Genomic DNA, 17,817 nt, shown 5'->3' on the forward strand with positions numbered 1-17,817 from the left:
CTCAACATCATGAAAAATATAGTGGTCCTAATTTCTGGTAGTGGCAGTAACCTACAAGCGATATTGGAAGCGTGTGAAGCAAATATGCCTAACGCGCAAGTCGCTGCCGTTTTCTCAAATAAAGCGGACGCTTACGGATTGGAGCGCGCGAAACAATTTAATGTTGAAGGCCATTTTGTCGACCCAAAAGCATTTGAGTCTCGTGAAGCATTTGATGCAGAATTGATGAAGCAAATCGACCAGTATCAACCAGATGTCATCGTATTGGCTGGTTACATGCGCATTCTCAGCAGCGAATTTGTGCAACACTACATGGGTAAGATGATCAATATTCACCCTTCACTGTTGCCAAAATACCCTGGGCTGCATACTCACCAACGTGCGATTGACGCGAAAGATAAAGAGCACGGCACCAGTGTTCACTTCGTAACGGAAGAGCTTGACGGTGGTCCGGTTGTTCTGCAGGCAAAAGTACCTGTATTTGAAGATGATGATGCAGCTACCCTTGCAGCTCGAGTTCAAACTCAAGAGCACACTATCTATCCAATCGTCACCAAATGGCTGGTTGAAGACAGATTAAAGATGCAAGACGGCAAAGCGTGGTTAGATGGCCAAGAGCTTGGTGCTCACGGCTATGCAGCCGCTGAAGAAGAGTAACGCTCTTCGGCAAACTCAACCAAATCAAAAAAGGCAGTCGTAATGACTGCCTTTTTATTCATTGCTGGAAAGCGTTGATTATTCTAACGGTTCCGTCGGAGCCTGGCTGGCTACTTTCTTTGGCGCGAATGCGACGTCTTTCAGCGCTGCTGCATTACCATCAACCAACTCACCTAAATGAAACAGACCATATTCGCCTGGCTTCATTCGCTGCCATGCTTCATTACCGGTCAGCGGCTGAGTCGCGATCACAGACACAACGTCATTTGGTGTTGTTTCTTCCTGGAAGTTGATTTCAACATCTTCATCCAGTAATGCCGCTTTACCAAAAGGAGCTCGTCGCGTAATCCAATACAGGTGATTGGTGCAATACGTCATGACAAACTCACCGTCACTCAGCAGCATGTTAAATACGCCCTTATCTTTCAGTTGATCACAGCACTTCGCAACATAGACAAAAACCGACGCCATATCCTCTGGAGGCTCTGGGTATCGATCTTCCATCTGCTTTAACAACCAACAAAACGCCAGTTCACTGTCAGTTTGACCTACCGGACGGTGCCGACCTGTATGTAAATCCTGATAATCTGACAACTGACCATTGTGAGCAAATGTCCAATACTTACCCCACAACTCACGCGTAAATGGATGCGTATTTTCCAGGTTGACTCCGCCACGATTAGCCTGTCGAATATGACTGACTACAGCGCGGCTTTTGATTGGGTAGTTCTGAACCAGTTCCGCAATTTTTGAATCGCAGCTTGGCTTCGGATCTTTAAACGTCCGAAATCCTTTACCTTCATAGAAAGTGATTCCCCACCCATCACGGTGCGGGCCAGTTCGGCCTCCACGCTGCATCAGCCCAGTAAAACTGAAACAAATATCCGTTGGAACGTTGGCGCTCATGCCGAGCAATTCACACATGGTTTAAAGAACTCCTTACCTAAAATACCAACCTTAAACAGGAACTGCCGTCCTAATTATTCCATCTCTTTTTCAATCAACTGAATGACGATGTGAATAATTTTAATATGTACTTCCTGAATACGATCAGCGTAGCCAAAATGAGGCACACGAATTTCAACGTCTGCCAAACCTGCCATTTTACCACCGTCTTTACCTGTCAGTGCAATGGTCTTCATGCCTTTTGCTTTCGCGGCTTCAATGGCTTTAAGAATATTGCCTGAGTTACCAGATGTCGATAAACCAAACAGCACATCGCCTTTACGACCGACTGCTTCAACATAGCGAGAAAAGACAAAGTCGTAACCAAAATCGTTACTCACACAAGAAAGGTGGCTTGGGTCAGAAATCGCAATACCAGCATAACCCGGACGGTTATCACGGTAACGACCTGTCAGCTCTTCAGCGAAATGCATTGCATCACAGTGTGAACCACCATTACCACATGACAGCACCTTGCCTTCTTGTTTAAAAGAATCAGCAATCAATTTCGCAGCGGCTTCAATTTGAGCAATGTTATGGTCATCGCTTAAAAATTTGTTGAGCACTTCAGCAGCTTCGTTTAACTCACTTTTAATCAGATCTTGGTACATAAGACGTTCTCTTTATTATTTCGGCCCTTGGTATGCAATCACATTACCTTGGCAAATGGTTCTGTTGCCAATCTGACACCAGACATTTCGTTACAGAGAGTTTACCCACAAACGAGAATTAGTGTCGATAGCGAACCAACAGATTTGGATTGGTAGAAGTAATAAACTTAGTAACTTGCTCAAGAAAACAGCACCAAAATCGCACTTTTAGAATTTTTACTCTACTTAGATCACTTTTTACCCAAAACCAAGTTTTACATTTTGTTAATATTCTGATTACAATTACAAGAACTGGTTAGACCTCTTATCAGAATACAGACGCACAACACTTATAACGTCTGAAAAGGAAAACATATATGGACATCTTGCTTTCAATCGTTGCGATGACAATCGTCTTAGGCATTACGCTCTATCACCGAATGTCACTCGTAAAATCCGTCAGCCTTCTAACTGCTGCCATGTTAGTGCTGACCATCGCTGGTTCTGCAGGCTTTATTGGCTGGGCTATTTACATCCTTGCCATCGCCGTATTTGCTGTATCAGGTATTCGTCAATCTCTTATCAGTCGTAAGGCTTTAGCTGTTTTCAAAAAAGTCCTTCCGGCGATGTCTCAAACCGAGAAAGAAGCCTTAGATGCAGGTACGGTCTGGTGGGAAGCAGAATTATTTAAGGGTAAACCTGAATGGAAAAAGCTGCATGCGATTCAGGCTCCTAAGCTGAGTGCGGAAGAGCAGGCTTTCCTTGATGGTCCTGTTAATGAAGTCTGTGCCATGGTCAACGACTTTCAGGTAACGCATGAGCTTGCGGATTTGCCACCAGAAGTCTGGCAATACCTAAAAGACCACAAATTCTTTGCCATGATCATCAAGAAAAAATACGGCGGTCTGGAGTTTTCTGCTTACGCGCAATCACTGGTATTGCAAAAGCTGACCGGTGTTTCTGGCGTGCTTTCTTCTACCGTTGGCGTACCTAACTCTCTGGGTCCGGGCGAGCTACTGCAACATTACGGTACAGAAGAGCAAAAAGATTACTATTTACCTCGACTGGCAGAAGGTAAAGAGATCCCATGTTTTGCTTTAACCAGCCCAGAAGCGGGTTCCGATGCGGGCTCTATCCCAGACTATGGTGTGGTGTGTAAAGGTCAATGGGAAGGCAAAGAAGTACTCGGCATGCGCCTGACCTGGAATAAGCGTTACATCACGCTTGCTCCTGTGGCAACTGTTCTGGGTCTTGCATTTAAACTGCGCGATCCACAAGGACTGCTAGGTGATAAAGAAGACTTGGGTATCACATGTGCACTGATCCCAACCAATGTTAAAGGCGTTGAAATCGGAAATCGTCACTTCCCTCTTAACGTCCCTTTCCAGAATGGCCCAACACGCGGTAAAGATATCTTCGTTCCTATCGATTTCATTATCGGTGGTGAGAAGATGGCAGGCCAAGGATGGCGAATGCTAGTTGAGTGTCTATCGGTTGGTCGTGGTATCACACTTCCTTCAAACTCAACGGGTGGCATTAAAACAGCTGCACTGGCAACCGGCGCATACTCGCGTATTCGTCGTCAGTTCAAACAGCCTATCGGCCACATGGAAGGCATCGAAGAGCCTTTGGCACGTATTGGTGGTAACGCCTACGTAATGGATGCTGCGAGCAACTTAACAGTTGCTGGTATCGACCTTGGCGAGAAACCGTCTGTTATTTCTGCCATCGTGAAGTACCACTGTACCCACCGTGGTCAACAGAGCATCATTGATGCCATGGATATTGTCGGTGGTAAAGGCATCTGTATTGGTCCGTCAAACTTCCTCGCTCGTGGCTACCAAGGTTCACCTATTGCGGTGACCGTAGAAGGTGCAAATATTCTGACTCGCTCAATGATCATCTTTGGTCAGGGTGCCATTCGTTGTCACCCATACGTACTCGAAGAGATGAACGCGGCCTACTCTGATGCAAGTGATGCCGTCGAAAAATTTGATAAGGCACTGGCAGGTCACGTGAGCTTCACCATGAGTAACCTTGTACGCAGTATTTGGTTTGGCTTGAGTGATGGTTTGGGTTCATCCGCGCCAACCAAAGACGCGACCAAACGTTACTACCAACAACTTAACCGTTACAGCGCTAACTTAGCACTTCTGTCTGATATTTCGATGGCAGTGCTTGGCGGCTCATTGAAACGTAAAGAGCGTTTATCTGCTCGTCTTGGTGACATCCTTAGCCAACTTTACTTAAGTTCAGCAGCGCTAAAACGCTTTGAACAAGATGGCCGTCCAGTTGAAGATTTACCTTTGGTTCACTGGGCTCTGCAAGACAGCTTGAAGCAAGCAGAAACCGCCGTTGATGAGTTTTTGGCTAACTTCCCGAACAAAGTCATTGCTCGCACGCTGCGCGTATTAATCATGCCGTTTGGTCGTGTACGCAAAGCGCCAAGCGACAAGCTCGACAGCAAAGTCGCGCGTATTTTGCAAACACCTAGCGCAACGCGTTCGCGCATTGGTCGTGGTCAGTATCTGGCACCAACAGAACATAACCCGGCAGGTAAGATTGAATTAGCATTGTCTGTGATTCTTCAAGCCGAGCCAGTATTCGACAAAGTGTGTAAAGCGCAAGGCAAACGTCGTCCGTTCTTACGTCTGGATATGATTGCGGAAGAAGGGCTAGAGCAAGGCATTATTAGTCAGGAAGAAGCGGAACTTCTCAGAGAAGCGGAGCAGCACCGTTTAGATACCATTAATGTCGATGACTTTGAGCCAGAGCAATTGGCGGCAAAGCCGAATTATCCTCACATGGACAGCGTCGCCTAAGACAATAACATCGTAGTAATAAGAAAACCGAGAGCCAAATGGCTCTCGGTTTTTTGTTTGTACTGTTCCTAGATTGATAGCGATATGCGGCTTGTGCGCTGATGAGTGATAAATAGCTCACGGACGCAATAACAGAACGATGTATACTTTACTGTAAATAAACCATTTTTTAGGGGGTGCATCTGTGGCCAAAAAATTATTCTCGCAGTGGTTCCCTGGCCTCGTTCAGCTTAAGCATTATCAACGTGAATGGTTCACTAATGACTTTCGAGCCGCTTTTTCTGTCGTTGCCGTCGCCTTACCTGTCGCCATCGCTTATGCACAACTAACCGGTGTTTCTGCTGTTGTCGGCCTCTATTCATGTGTGTTGCCGATGTTGGTTTATGCCTTGATGGGGACTTCTCGACAACTCATTGTTGGCCCTGATGCCGCTACCTGTGCGGTGATTGCTGCTGTTGTCACTCCGCTTGCAGCTGGCGACCCAACCAAACACTGGCAGTTAGTGATGACCATGACAGCCATGACGGGCATTTGGTGTGTCGTGGCGAGCCGATTTAAATTAGGGATTTTTGCGGATTTTCTCTCCCGCCCTATTCTGCTTGGATTACTTAACGGTGTTGCACTGACCATCATTGTCAGCCAATTCGCTAAAGTTGTCGGCTGGAGATACGAACAGCGCTACCTATTGGAACGTTTATGGGAAGCGCCTCAACGCTTAACCGAAGTTCACTGGCCTACCGTCTCGTTAAGTATTGCCACTGTCGTCGTTTATCTGGTCACCAAACGTTTTCGCCCCGCTTGGCCAGCAGCGATGCTCGCAATACTGGTTACAACAGGCTCGGTTTGGCTACTCCATTTACAAGACATGGGTGTGTCGGTGGTGGGCATTACTCAGGGTGGGTTCCCTCAATTTCAAGCACCAAAGTTTGAACTCGGTGAAGTGCGTGAACTGGTGGTCCCTGCATTGAACCTTGCTATTGTCAGCTTTGTAAGCATGATGCTCACCGCACGTAGCTTCGCAGCAAAAAATGGCTATGACATTGATGCAAACAAAGAATTCAGAGCATTAGGATTTGCCAATATAGCGTCGGCATTTTCACAAGGTTTTGCTATCAGTGGTGCCGACTCTCGGACGGCAGTCAACGATGCCAATGGCGGCAAATCACAGTTGGTCTCTATTATTGCCGCACTGACTATTGCGGTCATCGCGATCTTTATTTATGAGCCTTTACAGTTTATCCCTATCGCTTCACTTGGCGTAGTATTGATCATCGCTTCATTATCGTTACTCGACCTCAAAGCGATATGGACATTACGCCAGCGCGACAAAGATGCCTTCAACCTAGCAGGCATCACCTTCGTATCCGTATTGGTTATTGGGGTGATTCCGGGGATTACACTAGCGGTGCTGTTGGGGCTATTTCAATTTTTGCGGATTGTCATGCGCCCGAGCGATCAAATCCTTGGTTTGGATGAGAAAGGCACAATACGAACTGTCGATGGCACAGGTAAAGCAACTCCGATACCAGGGATGGTGATTTACCGGTTTAACTCGCCACTGACGTATTTTAACGCCCCTTATTTTAAACGCCGGGTATTGGAACAAGCAGAACATACAAAAGACGTCAGTTGCGTAGTGGTAGACGCCGTATCCAGCTTTACTCACCTTGATTTAAGCGTGATGGCAACCCTGTCAGATCTTCATGAAATGCTGAAAAAACGCGGCATACGATTGATTCTTGCTGGTCGAAAACGCCGCTTACGCCAATGGTGTGATCTAACGGGCATCAGCACCAGCGATGGAGGCATCTTATTGCGTGCCGATATGTATCTCGCCATCAAACTCAGCGGATGCTACATCAGCGCTGTGGGTGAAGGGCAAGTTCCAGCCGTACAAAAAGAACCCGATTTGGAACAAACTCCGAAGCCGATTCCCGAAGTGGCTTAGTACTGGCGAGATTAATTCAGTCCAATTAGCTTGAGATCGTCAATGCTGACCATGACCAAACCAAAAGCGGAACCAATCGGTTCCGCTTATTCTAATTCTTTGGCATTTGCAGCTGCATTTCAGGAATGGCTTCTCTTTTAGCTTTTAGCTTGCGCCATATCAGCCAAACTAAGATACCGATAATTAACATCACGACGTTACCTACCGCGATCATTAGTAGACTACGCTTACGTTCTGCTTCTCGTTCAGCAAGGATGCGCTTTTCTGTCTCGATTCGGTGCTGCTCGGCAAGTTCGGCTTCTTTGGCTTTACGCGCGGCCTCCAAATCAACGTCATCAACGACACTGAATGTCTGCTCCTGAATTGGGAAAATCAGAGGACGTTGAGTGGCAAAATCCGTCGCAAAGATAACGCCTTGCCAAGAGTATTTACCTAGCTCAGGGTCATTATCCAAATTCAATGTCGCTTTCAGACCGTCTTGAGAAACTTGACCTTGGCCATAACTCTTAAAACCATCGGGCGCACTTTTTTCCACACTTACCAGGAGTGAACCAGGCGCAATCATGCCTTGCTCGCCACTGACCACCAGCTGATGAGGTTGGTTTTGTTCACGAGATTGAATAAAGGTACGAGAAATAGGATTCGGATATACAAGCACTACCTGCTCTTCAGCACGCAAGAAGACGCCATTCCCAGAGACAATACGTGCACGATATTTTCCCGGTTGAACTTCAATTGGCAGCTGAACGGTGAATACACCGTCACCAGCTTGCTCATCCAAATCTCGGCCGTCATCCTGGAAATCACCAATCACTAATGGAACTGGTCGCTCCTCGTTAATCAGCTCATCTTCGTTTTCAACAAACTTGGTAAAGGTGACCTGTAAATTAACTCGGTCGAGAAAATCTCTTAACACCAGAGGCTTGTCGTCTGAAGTCAGTCGTGAGGTAAATTTGAGTGCTTCACCGTGATAGAGATGATTCGGAAAAGCGTCAGTGCTTAACTTCAAATGAGAAATTAAACGAATGTTGTTCTTAGGCGTGACTTTACCCACCGCTTGCCATGGACCCGGCATCGGCTGATCGATCGAGACAATATCCAGTGCAGGCTCCTGATACCAGCGAATATTATCGTAGGAGCCCCAAGCATAGTATTTTTTACCGTCAGGACGAACTAAGACAACGGGTTGAGAACTTTGCTCACGATGGACCAGAAATGTGATTTGCTCGATACTAGGATCGACACGAAAGCGATTATCTAACAAAGACATCGTAGATTCACTCGCGGCACTCGCAAGACAACTCCAGATTGCCAGGATAGCAACCGACAAAGCCCTGAGCATAGTTTCTCCTATTGAAGCCAAATACTGTCGTTCACCAGCTCTAACCTTTTCTGGTGCGCATCTATTTCATCGGCACTTGCTCGCAAAACCTTTAGCGCTTTTCTTCCCTCGACCCGGCGAACGCTTTCTACGCCTCCTTCTTGCTTGTTGGCGTTAAACTCAAGGCTTGTTTGCCCACCAGTCATCAATAGGTAAACGTCAGCCAGAATCTCCGCATCGAGCAAAGCCCCGTGGAGTGTACGGTGCGAGTTATCAATGCCGTAACGTTCACATAAGATATCGAGGTTATTTCGCTTGCCCGGGAAGATCTTCTTCGCCATGGCAAGGGTATCGGTTACCTTACAGAAATCATCTGTTTTACCGATATTCGGATCGAGCATTTCAAACTCGTAGTCCATAAAGCCGGTATCGAAGGGCGCGTTGTGGGCAACCAGCTCGGCCCCTTTGATGAAGTCGATAAACTCTTGGTGCACACTGGCGTACTCAGGTTTATCAACTAAGAATTCATCGGTAATACCGTGAACCCCAACCGCTTCTGCCTGAATTTCACGATCAGGCTTTAGATAAACGTGAAAGTGACGCCCGGTCAACTTGCGGTTAATGATCTCCACGGCTCCGATCTCAATAATACGGTGCCCCATGTAGTGAGGACCGCCTTCTTGGTTCATACCCGTGGTTTCGGTATCGAGAACCACAATGCGATTATATTCAGAATTGCTGCTGGTATTCATAAGCTTATATGTGTCAGACTATGCTTTAATAAATGTTTCGGCTAATAGTACCAAAAAATATGACCAAACACGTTGAGATTTTCACTGACGGATCTTGTTTAGGTAACCCTGGACCGGGTGGTTACGGCGTCGTTCTGCGCTACAAAGACGTGGAAAAAACACTATCTAAAGGCTACACCCTAACGACCAACAACCGTATGGAAATGCTCGCTGCAGTTGTTGCGCTGCAAACGCTAAAAGAACCTTGCAAAGTCTCATTAACAACCGACAGCCAATATGTCCGCCAAGGCATTACTCAGTGGATTCACAACTGGAAAAAACGTGGTTGGAAAACAGCGGATAAAAAGCCAGTGAAGAACGCAGATTTATGGCAGGCGCTCGATAAAGAAACCGCCCGCCATGAAGTTGAATGGCACTGGGTAAAAGGTCATGCGGGCCACAGAGAAAACGAAATCTGTGATGAATTAGCCCGAACAGCAGCGGAAAACCCGACTGAAGAAGACACTGGCTATCAAGCATCCTAACGCTTATCGCTCGACATCTTTTTCACTCCAGCACCCTCTCGATTCATAACCCCAAGTGGTGTGAGCTTTTTCTTTAAACGCCAGTGCGGCTTGATTGGCTTGAGAGGGTATGTTCGTTTACGGGCAACGATATAATACAGACTGCCCGCTGGCGATGCCCATTCCCCTAAACTATTTTCAAACCAAGTCCACATTGTGCGGTAGCGTGTCATAGGGAAAAGTGCATAGCGATCACGATGAATCACCTGATAGTTAAGCAGCCCCAGCCAGTCCTGAACACGATTCGATGAGAACATTCGGCCACTCCAAGGCAAATTGTTTTTACGCCACGGGAACAGACTCGCCAAGCCAGTAAAGCTAAATGGATTAAAACCAGTAATGATCAGGTAGCCATCATCCATCATCACTCTGTCCACTTCTCTTAATAGACGGTGAGGATCACGTGCGTAGTCTAGCTGATGAGCCAGAATTGCCACATCAAAGCTTTTTTCCAAAAAGGGTAATTCGTAACCATCCGCAACGACATTATGCAACGGGTTCTGGATATCTACGTTGACTTGGTGTTGAATGTTACAATTACTGCTGGTTAGCTCACAGCTCAACCCGCCCAGTTTGAGCATGTGGTAACCGAAGAGTTTCGGACACCACTCATCAAACCGAGTTTGGATTGACTCAAGCACCCAAGGTCCATTATTCAGATCGGACCAAGTCGACGGGTGTGGTATAGTTTTGTTGCTGAGTGCTGGTTTCATTAACCACCTAACTATAATGGGTGACGGAGAACGAATCGTGTTAGAGATCAAAAGCATACCCGCATTTAATGATAATTACATCTGGCTAATACAAAATAGCGATAAACGTTGTGCCGTTGTTGATCCGGGTGATGCAAAGCCTGTATTGGAATACTTACAAGCTAACGAGTTAACTTTAGAAGCGATTATGATTACGCACCACCACAATGATCACATTGGTGGCGTTCCAGATTTAGTCCGTGCATTTCCTGATGTTACCGTTGTTGGCCCTAAAGCAGAGCCTATCCCAACGCTAACCGTACCAATGGAAGAAGGTGACAAACTAGAGCTGTTCGGCGAAATCTTTATGGTGATGGGTTTACCAGGTCACACGCTAGGTCATATAGGCTATGTTGGTGATGGCAAATTGTTTTGCGGTGATGTGCTATTTTCTGCAGGGTGCGGTCGTATTTTTGAAGGCACAGCAGAACAAATGTTTGATTCACTGAGCAAAATCGCTGCGCTTCCTGATGAAACCCAAGTCTATTGCGCGCATGAGTACACTGCCAGCAACGTCGCGTTCGCGCTTGCTGTCGAGCCAGACAATGAGAAGCTTCGCCAGTACCGCGATGATGTAAACCGACTACGTGCACTGAACATCCCTACCCTTCCAACCACGTTACGTCAAGAGAAATGGATCAATCCATTTTTGCGCACTAATCACCCAGAAGTCATTAAGTCTGTGACGAATCGCATAAAAAATGACGATCCATGCTCTGTTTTTACCGCATTAAGAGTGTGGAAGAACGAATTTTAACCAATTTTTACTTGTAAGTTTACAAGACCCCAGTATTATCATGGATTGATTTTTCAGAGAGGCGCTTTCGGCGCTTCTCTGCGTTTTGGGTAGAATATAAATCTAATTTTATGTCGACCCATTGCATATTCAGAGGTTTTAACCTCATTTATTAGTGTTTAAAGAAATATGTCTATTATCTTGCGATTGCCACGTAGCGCTTGCTACGCGACAGGCTGGAGAAGATAAAAAGGCCCTAAATAGGCTGAATCCATGCGTTTGAAGTACAGTTTGGCTTTGGCGTTATTGCTTTCTGGTTGTCAGATGACCTCTCCAGATTCAACAACGTCAACACCAGAGACCAACAAATCAGAGCTAGCGGCTAAACAAAAAGCAGCTAAGGAACAAGCAAAAAGTAAGCAATCTTTGACAGATGCTGTCAAAGAGACGCCAAAGGTGCTTTCTCCTCAGGAACAAGAAGATGTATGGCAACGTATTGCTATGCAGCTTGAAATGGACATCCCGCACAATAAAAAGGTGGATTACTACCGTACCTGGTATCTAAAACACCCAAACCATCTTAAAACAGTGTCACAACGTGCAGAACCATTTCTGTACATGATCGCTGAACAGATTGAAAAACGAGGTTTACCGATGGAACTGGCTTTGTTGCCAGTAGTTGAAAGCTCGTTCGATGCCTTTGCCTACTCACATGGTAGTGCAGCAGGCCTTTGGCAATTTGTTCCGGGTACCGGAAAAATGATGGGCCTTGAACAAAATTACTGGTATGACGGACGTCGCGATGTAGCGGCCTCGACAGAAGCTGCATTAGACTACTTAGTCCAACTAAACAAGCAATTTGATGGTAACTGGGAACACGCTATCGCAGCCTACAACAGCGGTGGCGGTCGTGTATCCAGAGCTATTCGCAAAAATAAGAGCCTTGGTAAGCCGATTGACTTTTTCTCTTTGGATTTACCTAAAGAGACCAGCAGCTACTTGCCTAAACTCTTAGCGCTTGCTGATGTGGTCGCAAATCAGGATAAGTATGGTCTTAACATTCCTGCTATCCCTAACAAACCGGTATTAGCACTCGTAGATCCTAAAGAGCAACTCGATCTCGCGATTGCAGCTGATTATGCCGGCATCGGTGTCAAAGAGCTGCAAAGCTACAACCCAGCTTACAACCAGTGGTCTACATCGCCAAATGGTCCACAAAAACTGCTGATCCCGATCGAAAAGAAGGATGCGTTCCTTGCTCAGGTAGCAGAGAACCGTGGCAAAGGCGTTAAAGTTGCTCGCTACAAGGTAAAATCGGGTGACTCGCTCGGTGTTTTGGCACGTAAATATGGCACAACGACGAAAGTAATTCGCCGAGCAAATGGCTTGTCGAGTGATAATATTCGCATCGGCCAACACCTGCTGATCCCAACATCGACGAAAGATGACTCGAAATACGCGTTATCGGCGAGCAACCGTTTGAGCAAAACGCAATCTACAGCGCGCGGCCAGCTTAAACTGACGCACGTAGTTCAATCTGGTGAAAGCTTGTGGTCAATTGCTCGTGACAATAACGTGTCGTACAAATCTCTTGCTAAATGGAATGGCATGGGACCAAAAGACACATTAAGAAAAGGCCAAAAGATCGTCATTTGGAAGAAATCGGCCGATGACTCAGTCATTCGTACGGTATTCTACAATGTTCGTTCTGGCGACACGATCAGCGGTATCGCAAGCAAGTTTAAAGTGAAGAGTACTGACATTGTGAAATGGAATTCTCTCCAACAGAAAAAATACCTACAACCAGGTCAAAAGCTTAAGCTGTACGTTGACGTCACTAAGGTAAGTGTATGAAACCATCAAGCAATCCGCTTGTGATGTTGTTGGATGTATTTCGTTCACCTACTTCATGCTTTTTGGCGTTATACCAACGTGGTGGTTGGGGCTGGCAACTCTTTATTATTTTGATGGTCAGCCCGTTTCTGTTCTGGGGAGCGTATTTCTCTAACGTAGACTTTACTTGGTTGAGTGAGCAGCTCACCCCACAGCTGCAACAAATCAATCCTCAACAGATCGACTTGTTGGAACCAAACACGTTAATGGCGAGCGCGATCATCAATGATGTGGTTAACCGATTTGCTACCCTGCTTCTGCTCGCATTTTGGTTCTTCCTTGCGACGAAAGCCAGCAAACAGCAATACGGTTATTGGAAGTGGTTCGCTGCCGCTTGTGCAATATTATTCCCAGCGGTACTTGGTGATGTGGCAAGCTACGCGAGCTTAATACTCAACCATGGCGAAGTGATGACTTACGCAGCAGATCTCAACAGCCTCAACGGCTTGCTGAAACTGCCGCTAACCAATGAGTGGTCTCACTTCGCAAGTTCACTGCCACTGCTGTTACCTTGGTACATCGTTTTAGGTTACGGTGTTGTCTTGACCTGGACCGAGTTTGAACGTGGGCAAGCTTTGGTTATCGCTAGCCTACCTTGGGTGATGTTTTACGTCATTTGGGCGCTTTATATCGTCGTGAGTTAGTCGTCCAAAGTAAACGAGACCAGTAATGGATTATGATCGGAAGCGTCGCTCTGCGGCGCTTTCGCGTTTTTGAGCACAAGCCCTCGATAAAACACATGATCGAGACGCTGACCAGTAATAAACTGGGTTCGATGATCCGGTGAAAACGACACTTCTTGTAAGTTTGCCTTCTGTAACGCCTGCTTCATGGCTTCGAGACGATATTCATTCCAACTGTTAAAATCACCAGCAAATATAATAGGCCCGGAGTGTTGCGTTAGTAATTCCTCCAAAGCCGCTATTTGAGAGTGGTATTCTTCCGTTCCAACAGTGAAATTAATCGCGTGTATATTTACGACCGCAAGCGTATTGCCATTACTCAAACGATACTGACTGTAGAGTGCGGATTTTGGTAAACGAAGCCAAGGTTCTGTGGAAGTATACGCACAGGCTTTCTGAGGCAACCTTTGCGCAATGTTAATCACACCAGCACCACTGCCCAAAGCTTTAAACGCACTTACTTGATTGCTCATCCAGTTTCCGTCCACCAGCCACTGTTTGAATGGCTCAGTCATGCTGGCTTCTTGAAGTAATAACAATTGCTTGTCCGTTGAAAGCGCATTAAGTGCACTTTGCCAATTGTCTTTGCTTTGCTTGTAAATATTCCAAATCAACACATTGAGCTCACCCTGTTCATCTAACACTTGCGAATCATTAAACTCGATGCATTGAATATCTTCAGTAATTTCATCACCGGTTTGGGTGATAATTTGTGGGTGGTCAGGAACCGTGAAAATGACTTGAAAGCCAAGTACAACTGCCATGAAAAAAAAGACTACTGCTAGGACGAAACGCTTAAGCATAAAGGCGTACCTGAATGTGTTTAACTTGACTGACGGTTACTGAATAAAAAAGGAGCCGTATCAGGCTCCCTTTTAGCTTAATCAAAAATAAATTTAGAGTGAAATGTTAAATCGCGTCTTCGTCTTCTTCACCAGTACGAATGCGGATTACACGCTCAACATCAGTGACAAAAATTTTACCATCGCCAATTTTACCGGTTTGAGCGGTTTCGATGATGGTCTCAACGCATTTGTCTGCGACATCTTCAGTAACTACGATTTCAAGTTTCACTTTAGGTAGAAAGTCCACCATGTATTCTGCACCACGGTATAATTCCGTGTGACCCTTCTGACGACCAAAACCTTTGACTTCAGAAACGGTCATCCCTGTGATGCCAACTTCAGCTAACGCTTCTCGAACATCATCCAGTTTAAATGGCTTGATAATCGCTTCAATCTTCTTCATGTTCATCCCTTAAGCTTTAATCGTATGCGGATATTATCGTTTACCGTCTTACAACATTCAATCTTTGTCTCGTTTTGGTATCGTAAAATCTTGAGTTTGATGAAATTTATTAGAGCGAAAATTATAAAACCAGAACATTGCTCTGGTTTTGTTTTGAGTGAGAGCTAGGTAGCGACTATAAGCTAGAGTAGTATGCCGCTAAGTTGGCAATATCATCATCAGACAGCAGTGACGCTTGCGCCTGCATCACTGGAGCAAGCCCACCCGTGCGCTCTTTGTTTTTATAAGCTTTGATGGAGCTCATGATGTATTGAGCATTCTGCCCTTTCAGGTTTGGATATCCGGGAATGGTTGCCATACCATCCGCGCCATGACAGGCAGCACACACTGCCGATTTTGTCTGCCCAGCCGCGACGTCGCCCGCAGCGAATGCTTGCCCTGATAACATAGTTAACGCCATTACTGCGCCTATTACTGTTTTCTTCATTGCTTCACCTAATCGTTTTTATTTATGAGTACAATTTGTGTGCGATATTGTGTCACGAATTACAAAGGCTTACGCCAAATTAGCTCACAATCCTGACCACTAAATGCCTTATCAACAAACAAGTCGGCTACCGCAACCACCTGATCTTGATACATAAGAATCGGTATCTGGCGACGTAGCCAGCTCGGCACATGGTACTCTTGAAACAGTTTTTTTAATTTACGACTGTGATTACGCGTCACTGGATGCGCAGTTAACCCTTCAGGATTAAACGTGACGCTCAACAACTCCGGCTGCGGCGGCAAAGCAATGGTCGCTTGTTCTGATGTCGTACTTAACATGAGCTGGCCCAAACCTTCAGGAAGAACAAGCGCACAATCAACTTGAATGTGAACCTGCCAACCGGAAACCTCTGCTTTATCGCACACCCAGTAAAGCTTATTCTGGAATCGACGAACTTCGCCTTGTTTTAACTTAAGCTTTGGGTTGGCATCTTGTTGGGCCAACGCAACTTCTTTCCAAATCAGGCTAAGCTGTACTTGAGTTGGCATTTGAGCGTTCTGCTTAGCTAACCACATACGGATTAATCGAGCGCGGGCAAGTTCACTGTGAGAGGCTAACTCCGCAATATCCAGACTGAGATCTGCTTGCAACGCACGATAAAAAACGTCGTTAAGTAGTTCGTCTAATAACGTTTCTTGCTGAGCACAGAGAGACGCACTGCGTTGTACGGCCTGGTGAATACTCGGCCAGCGTTGAGACAATTCAGGCACCACGTGGTGACGCAGAAAGTTTCGGTCGTAGCGCGTATCCTGATTACTTTCATCTTCAACCCATTCCAGATTTAACGAGTGTGCAATTTGCTCAATTTGTTCACGTCGAGTCGTCAGTAATGGTCGAATTAAAGTGCCAGCAGAAAAAGGCGCGCTTTCTGCCATGCACGACAATCCTTTCGGGCCACTGCCACGTTTAAGCGCTAGGAGAAAGGTTTCAAGCTGGTCATCGGCGTGCTGCCCAGTGAGAAGAAGGTCGCCGCTCTCAATATATTTTGCTAACGCTTGGTAACGCGCTTCGCGGGCAAGTAATTCAATACTTTCGCCACTGTTAATATCTAGGTGTACATACTCTGTTGAATGCGATACACCCGCTTGCTTCGCCCACGCTTTACATTTTTCAGCCCAGTCGTCCGCATTACTGCTTAATCCATGGTGAACGTATACCGTTTGGCATGGTATTGAGTGATCGCGCTGATAGCGACTCATTAGCGCCAACAATAAACGCGAGTCCACACCTCCGCTAAACGCTAAGACAACTTTCGTCTGAGGCTGGTAATGGGCAGTCAGTAATTGTGTAAAATGCTGATAAAGCGATTCCATAAGCAATCCGATCGATACAAAAAAGGGCTGGACTCACATCCAACCCTTTCTATTTTATCCGTTATCTAACCAGATATCAGCAGTAACCGTAGCTCATCAGACGCTGGTAACGACGCTCACGTAGCGACTCTTCGTCAAGCTGTTCTAGATCTTCCAACTGACGAAGCAATGTTGCTTTCATGTTTGCAGCCATTTCAACGTGGTTACGGTGCGCGCCGCCTAGTGGCTCTTCGATGATCTCATCGATAAGCTCAAGCTCTTTAAGACGCGGAGCTGTCAGACCCATTGCTTCTGCTGCCTGAGGTGCTTTATCTGAATCACGCCAAAGGATAGAAGCACAACCTTCAGGAGAGATAACTGAGTAAGTTGAGTACTGAAGCATGTTCACGTAGTCACCCACACCAATCGCAAGTGCACCACCTGAACCGCCTTCACCGACAACGTTACAGATTACTGGTACTTTCAGACCAGACATCACTTTCAGGTTTTTCGCGATCGCTTCAGATTGACCACGCTCTTCCGCACCAACACCTGGGTATGCGCCAGCGGTATCGATGAATGTGATGATTGGCATGTTAAAACGCTCTGCCATTTCCATTAAGCGTAATGCTTTACGGTAACCCTCTGGCTTTGGCATACCAAAGTTACGTTTCACTTTTTCTTTGGTCTCACGGCCTTTTTGGTGACCGATGATCATCACTGGTCGACCTTCCAGACGAGCAATGCCACCAACAATCGCTTTGTCATCCGCAAAAGCACGGTCACCCGCTAGTTCATCAAACTCTTCAAATGCATGCTGAATGTAGTCCAAAGTGTATGGACGTAATGGGTGACGAGCCAGTTGAGCTGTTTCCCAAGCGCCTAGGTTGCTGAATGTTTTTTTCTTCAGTTCCAGGCTTTTCTTCTCAAGCTGTTCGATTTCTTTATCCAGGTCAACCGCAGCATCACCACCGTGGCGAGATACATCGCGCAGGGCTTCAATTTTTGCTTCAAGTTCTGCAATTGGCTTTTCAAATTCAAGAAAGTTTAGGCTCATCTATGAAT

At 46.1% G+C, this 17,817-nt stretch carries 17 protein-coding genes; 7 read left to right on the plus strand and 10 right to left on the minus strand.

Features of this window, described 5'->3' with window-relative positions; all coding sequences use genetic code 11:
- Positions 1-9: 9 nt before the first annotated feature.
- Positions 10-657, plus strand: coding sequence for a phosphoribosylglycinamide formyltransferase (purN, locus tag VER99_RS10490; RefSeq protein ID WP_014232733.1), 648 nt, complete (start codon positions 10-12; stop codon positions 655-657).
- Between the two features lie 78 nt (positions 658-735).
- Here purN and VER99_RS10495 read toward each other — a convergent pair whose 3' ends face one another.
- Positions 736-1,581, minus strand: a complete 846-nt coding sequence (locus VER99_RS10495) for a class II glutamine amidotransferase (RefSeq protein WP_020335124.1) — start codon at positions 1,579-1,581, stop codon at positions 736-738.
- Positions 1,582-1,637: 56 nt separating this feature from the next.
- Complete coding sequence (gene lpcA / locus VER99_RS10500) at positions 1,638-2,213, minus strand: D-sedoheptulose 7-phosphate isomerase (protein ID WP_014232735.1); 576 nt, start codon at positions 2,211-2,213, stop codon at positions 1,638-1,640.
- 356 nt (positions 2,214-2,569) lie between these two features.
- On the opposite strand from lpcA, the gene fadE reads away from it, so the two are divergent.
- The gene (gene fadE, locus VER99_RS10505; RefSeq protein ID WP_020335125.1) at positions 2,570-5,014 is read left to right on the plus strand and encodes an acyl-CoA dehydrogenase FadE; all 2,445 of its coding nucleotides are present in this window, start codon (positions 2,570-2,572) and stop codon (positions 5,012-5,014) included.
- 184 nt (positions 5,015-5,198) lie between these two features.
- A complete protein-coding gene (locus VER99_RS10510; RefSeq protein WP_020335126.1) occupies positions 5,199-6,962 on the plus strand; it encodes a SulP family inorganic anion transporter in 1,764 nt (587 codons plus the stop codon).
- Between the two features lie 91 nt (positions 6,963-7,053).
- On the opposite strand, the gene VER99_RS10515 is transcribed toward VER99_RS10510, so the two are convergent.
- A complete protein-coding gene (locus VER99_RS10515; RefSeq protein WP_020335127.1) occupies positions 7,054-8,304 on the minus strand; it encodes a TIGR03503 family protein in 1,251 nt (416 codons plus the stop codon).
- Between the two features lie 8 nt (positions 8,305-8,312).
- Positions 8,313-9,035, minus strand: a complete 723-nt coding sequence (dnaQ, locus tag VER99_RS10520) for a DNA polymerase III subunit epsilon (RefSeq protein ID WP_014232739.1) — start codon at positions 9,033-9,035, stop codon at positions 8,313-8,315.
- A 59-nt stretch (positions 9,036-9,094) separates the two neighbouring features.
- Here dnaQ and rnhA point away from each other — a divergent pair, with 59 nt between their 5' ends.
- A complete protein-coding gene (gene rnhA, locus VER99_RS10525) occupies positions 9,095-9,559 on the plus strand; it encodes a ribonuclease HI (RefSeq protein ID WP_020335128.1) in 465 nt (154 codons plus the stop codon).
- Here rnhA and VER99_RS10530 read toward each other — a convergent pair.
- Positions 9,556-10,311, minus strand: coding sequence for a class I SAM-dependent methyltransferase (locus tag VER99_RS10530; protein ID WP_014232741.1), 756 nt, complete (start codon positions 10,309-10,311; stop codon positions 9,556-9,558). The two genes, rnhA and VER99_RS10530, sit on opposite strands and share 4 nt — an antisense overlap.
- 37 nt (positions 10,312-10,348) lie before the next feature.
- On the opposite strand from VER99_RS10530, the gene gloB reads away from it, so the two are divergent.
- The 3 genes from gloB (at position 10,349) to VER99_RS10545 (ending at position 13,623) form a co-directional block, all read left to right on the plus strand.
- Positions 10,349-11,107: a hydroxyacylglutathione hydrolase gene (gloB, locus tag VER99_RS10535; protein WP_020335130.1), complete on the plus strand. Its 759-nt coding sequence runs from the start codon at positions 10,349-10,351 to the stop codon at positions 11,105-11,107.
- 252 nt (positions 11,108-11,359) lie between these two features.
- A complete protein-coding gene (locus tag VER99_RS10540) occupies positions 11,360-12,940 on the plus strand; it encodes a lytic transglycosylase (RefSeq protein WP_020335131.1) in 1,581 nt (526 codons plus the stop codon).
- Positions 12,937-13,623, plus strand: a complete 687-nt coding sequence (locus tag VER99_RS10545) for a YIP1 family protein (protein ID WP_020335132.1) — start codon at positions 12,937-12,939, stop codon at positions 13,621-13,623. The genes VER99_RS10540 and VER99_RS10545 overlap by 4 nt, the downstream gene beginning before the upstream one ends.
- Here the strand turns inward: VER99_RS10545 and VER99_RS10550 are convergent.
- The 5 genes from VER99_RS10550 to accA form a co-directional block, all read right to left on the minus strand.
- Positions 13,620-14,465 (minus strand): endonuclease/exonuclease/phosphatase family protein, encoded by an 846-nt coding sequence (locus VER99_RS10550; RefSeq protein ID WP_020335133.1) that lies wholly within the window; start codon positions 14,463-14,465, stop codon positions 13,620-13,622. The two genes, VER99_RS10545 and VER99_RS10550, sit on opposite strands and share 4 nt — an antisense overlap.
- A 106-nt stretch (positions 14,466-14,571) precedes the next feature.
- Positions 14,572-14,910, minus strand: coding sequence for a nitrogen regulatory protein P-II (gene glnB, locus VER99_RS10555; protein ID WP_014232746.1), 339 nt, complete (start codon positions 14,908-14,910; stop codon positions 14,572-14,574).
- A 175-nt stretch (positions 14,911-15,085) separates the two neighbouring features.
- Positions 15,086-15,397, minus strand: coding sequence for a c-type cytochrome (locus VER99_RS10560; RefSeq protein ID WP_020335134.1), 312 nt, complete (start codon positions 15,395-15,397; stop codon positions 15,086-15,088).
- 59 nt (positions 15,398-15,456) lie between these two features.
- A complete protein-coding gene (tilS, locus tag VER99_RS10565; protein WP_020335135.1) occupies positions 15,457-16,773 on the minus strand; it encodes a tRNA lysidine(34) synthetase TilS in 1,317 nt (438 codons plus the stop codon).
- A 76-nt stretch (positions 16,774-16,849) separates the two neighbouring features.
- Positions 16,850-17,809 (minus strand): acetyl-CoA carboxylase carboxyl transferase subunit alpha, encoded by a 960-nt coding sequence (accA, locus tag VER99_RS10570; protein WP_020335136.1) that lies wholly within the window; start codon positions 17,807-17,809, stop codon positions 16,850-16,852.
- Positions 17,810-17,817 lie beyond the last annotated feature (8 nt).

Source organism: Vibrio natriegens NBRC 15636 = ATCC 14048 = DSM 759, from assembly GCF_035621455.1.
GTDB lineage: Bacteria > Pseudomonadota > Gammaproteobacteria > Enterobacterales > Vibrionaceae > Vibrio > Vibrio natriegens.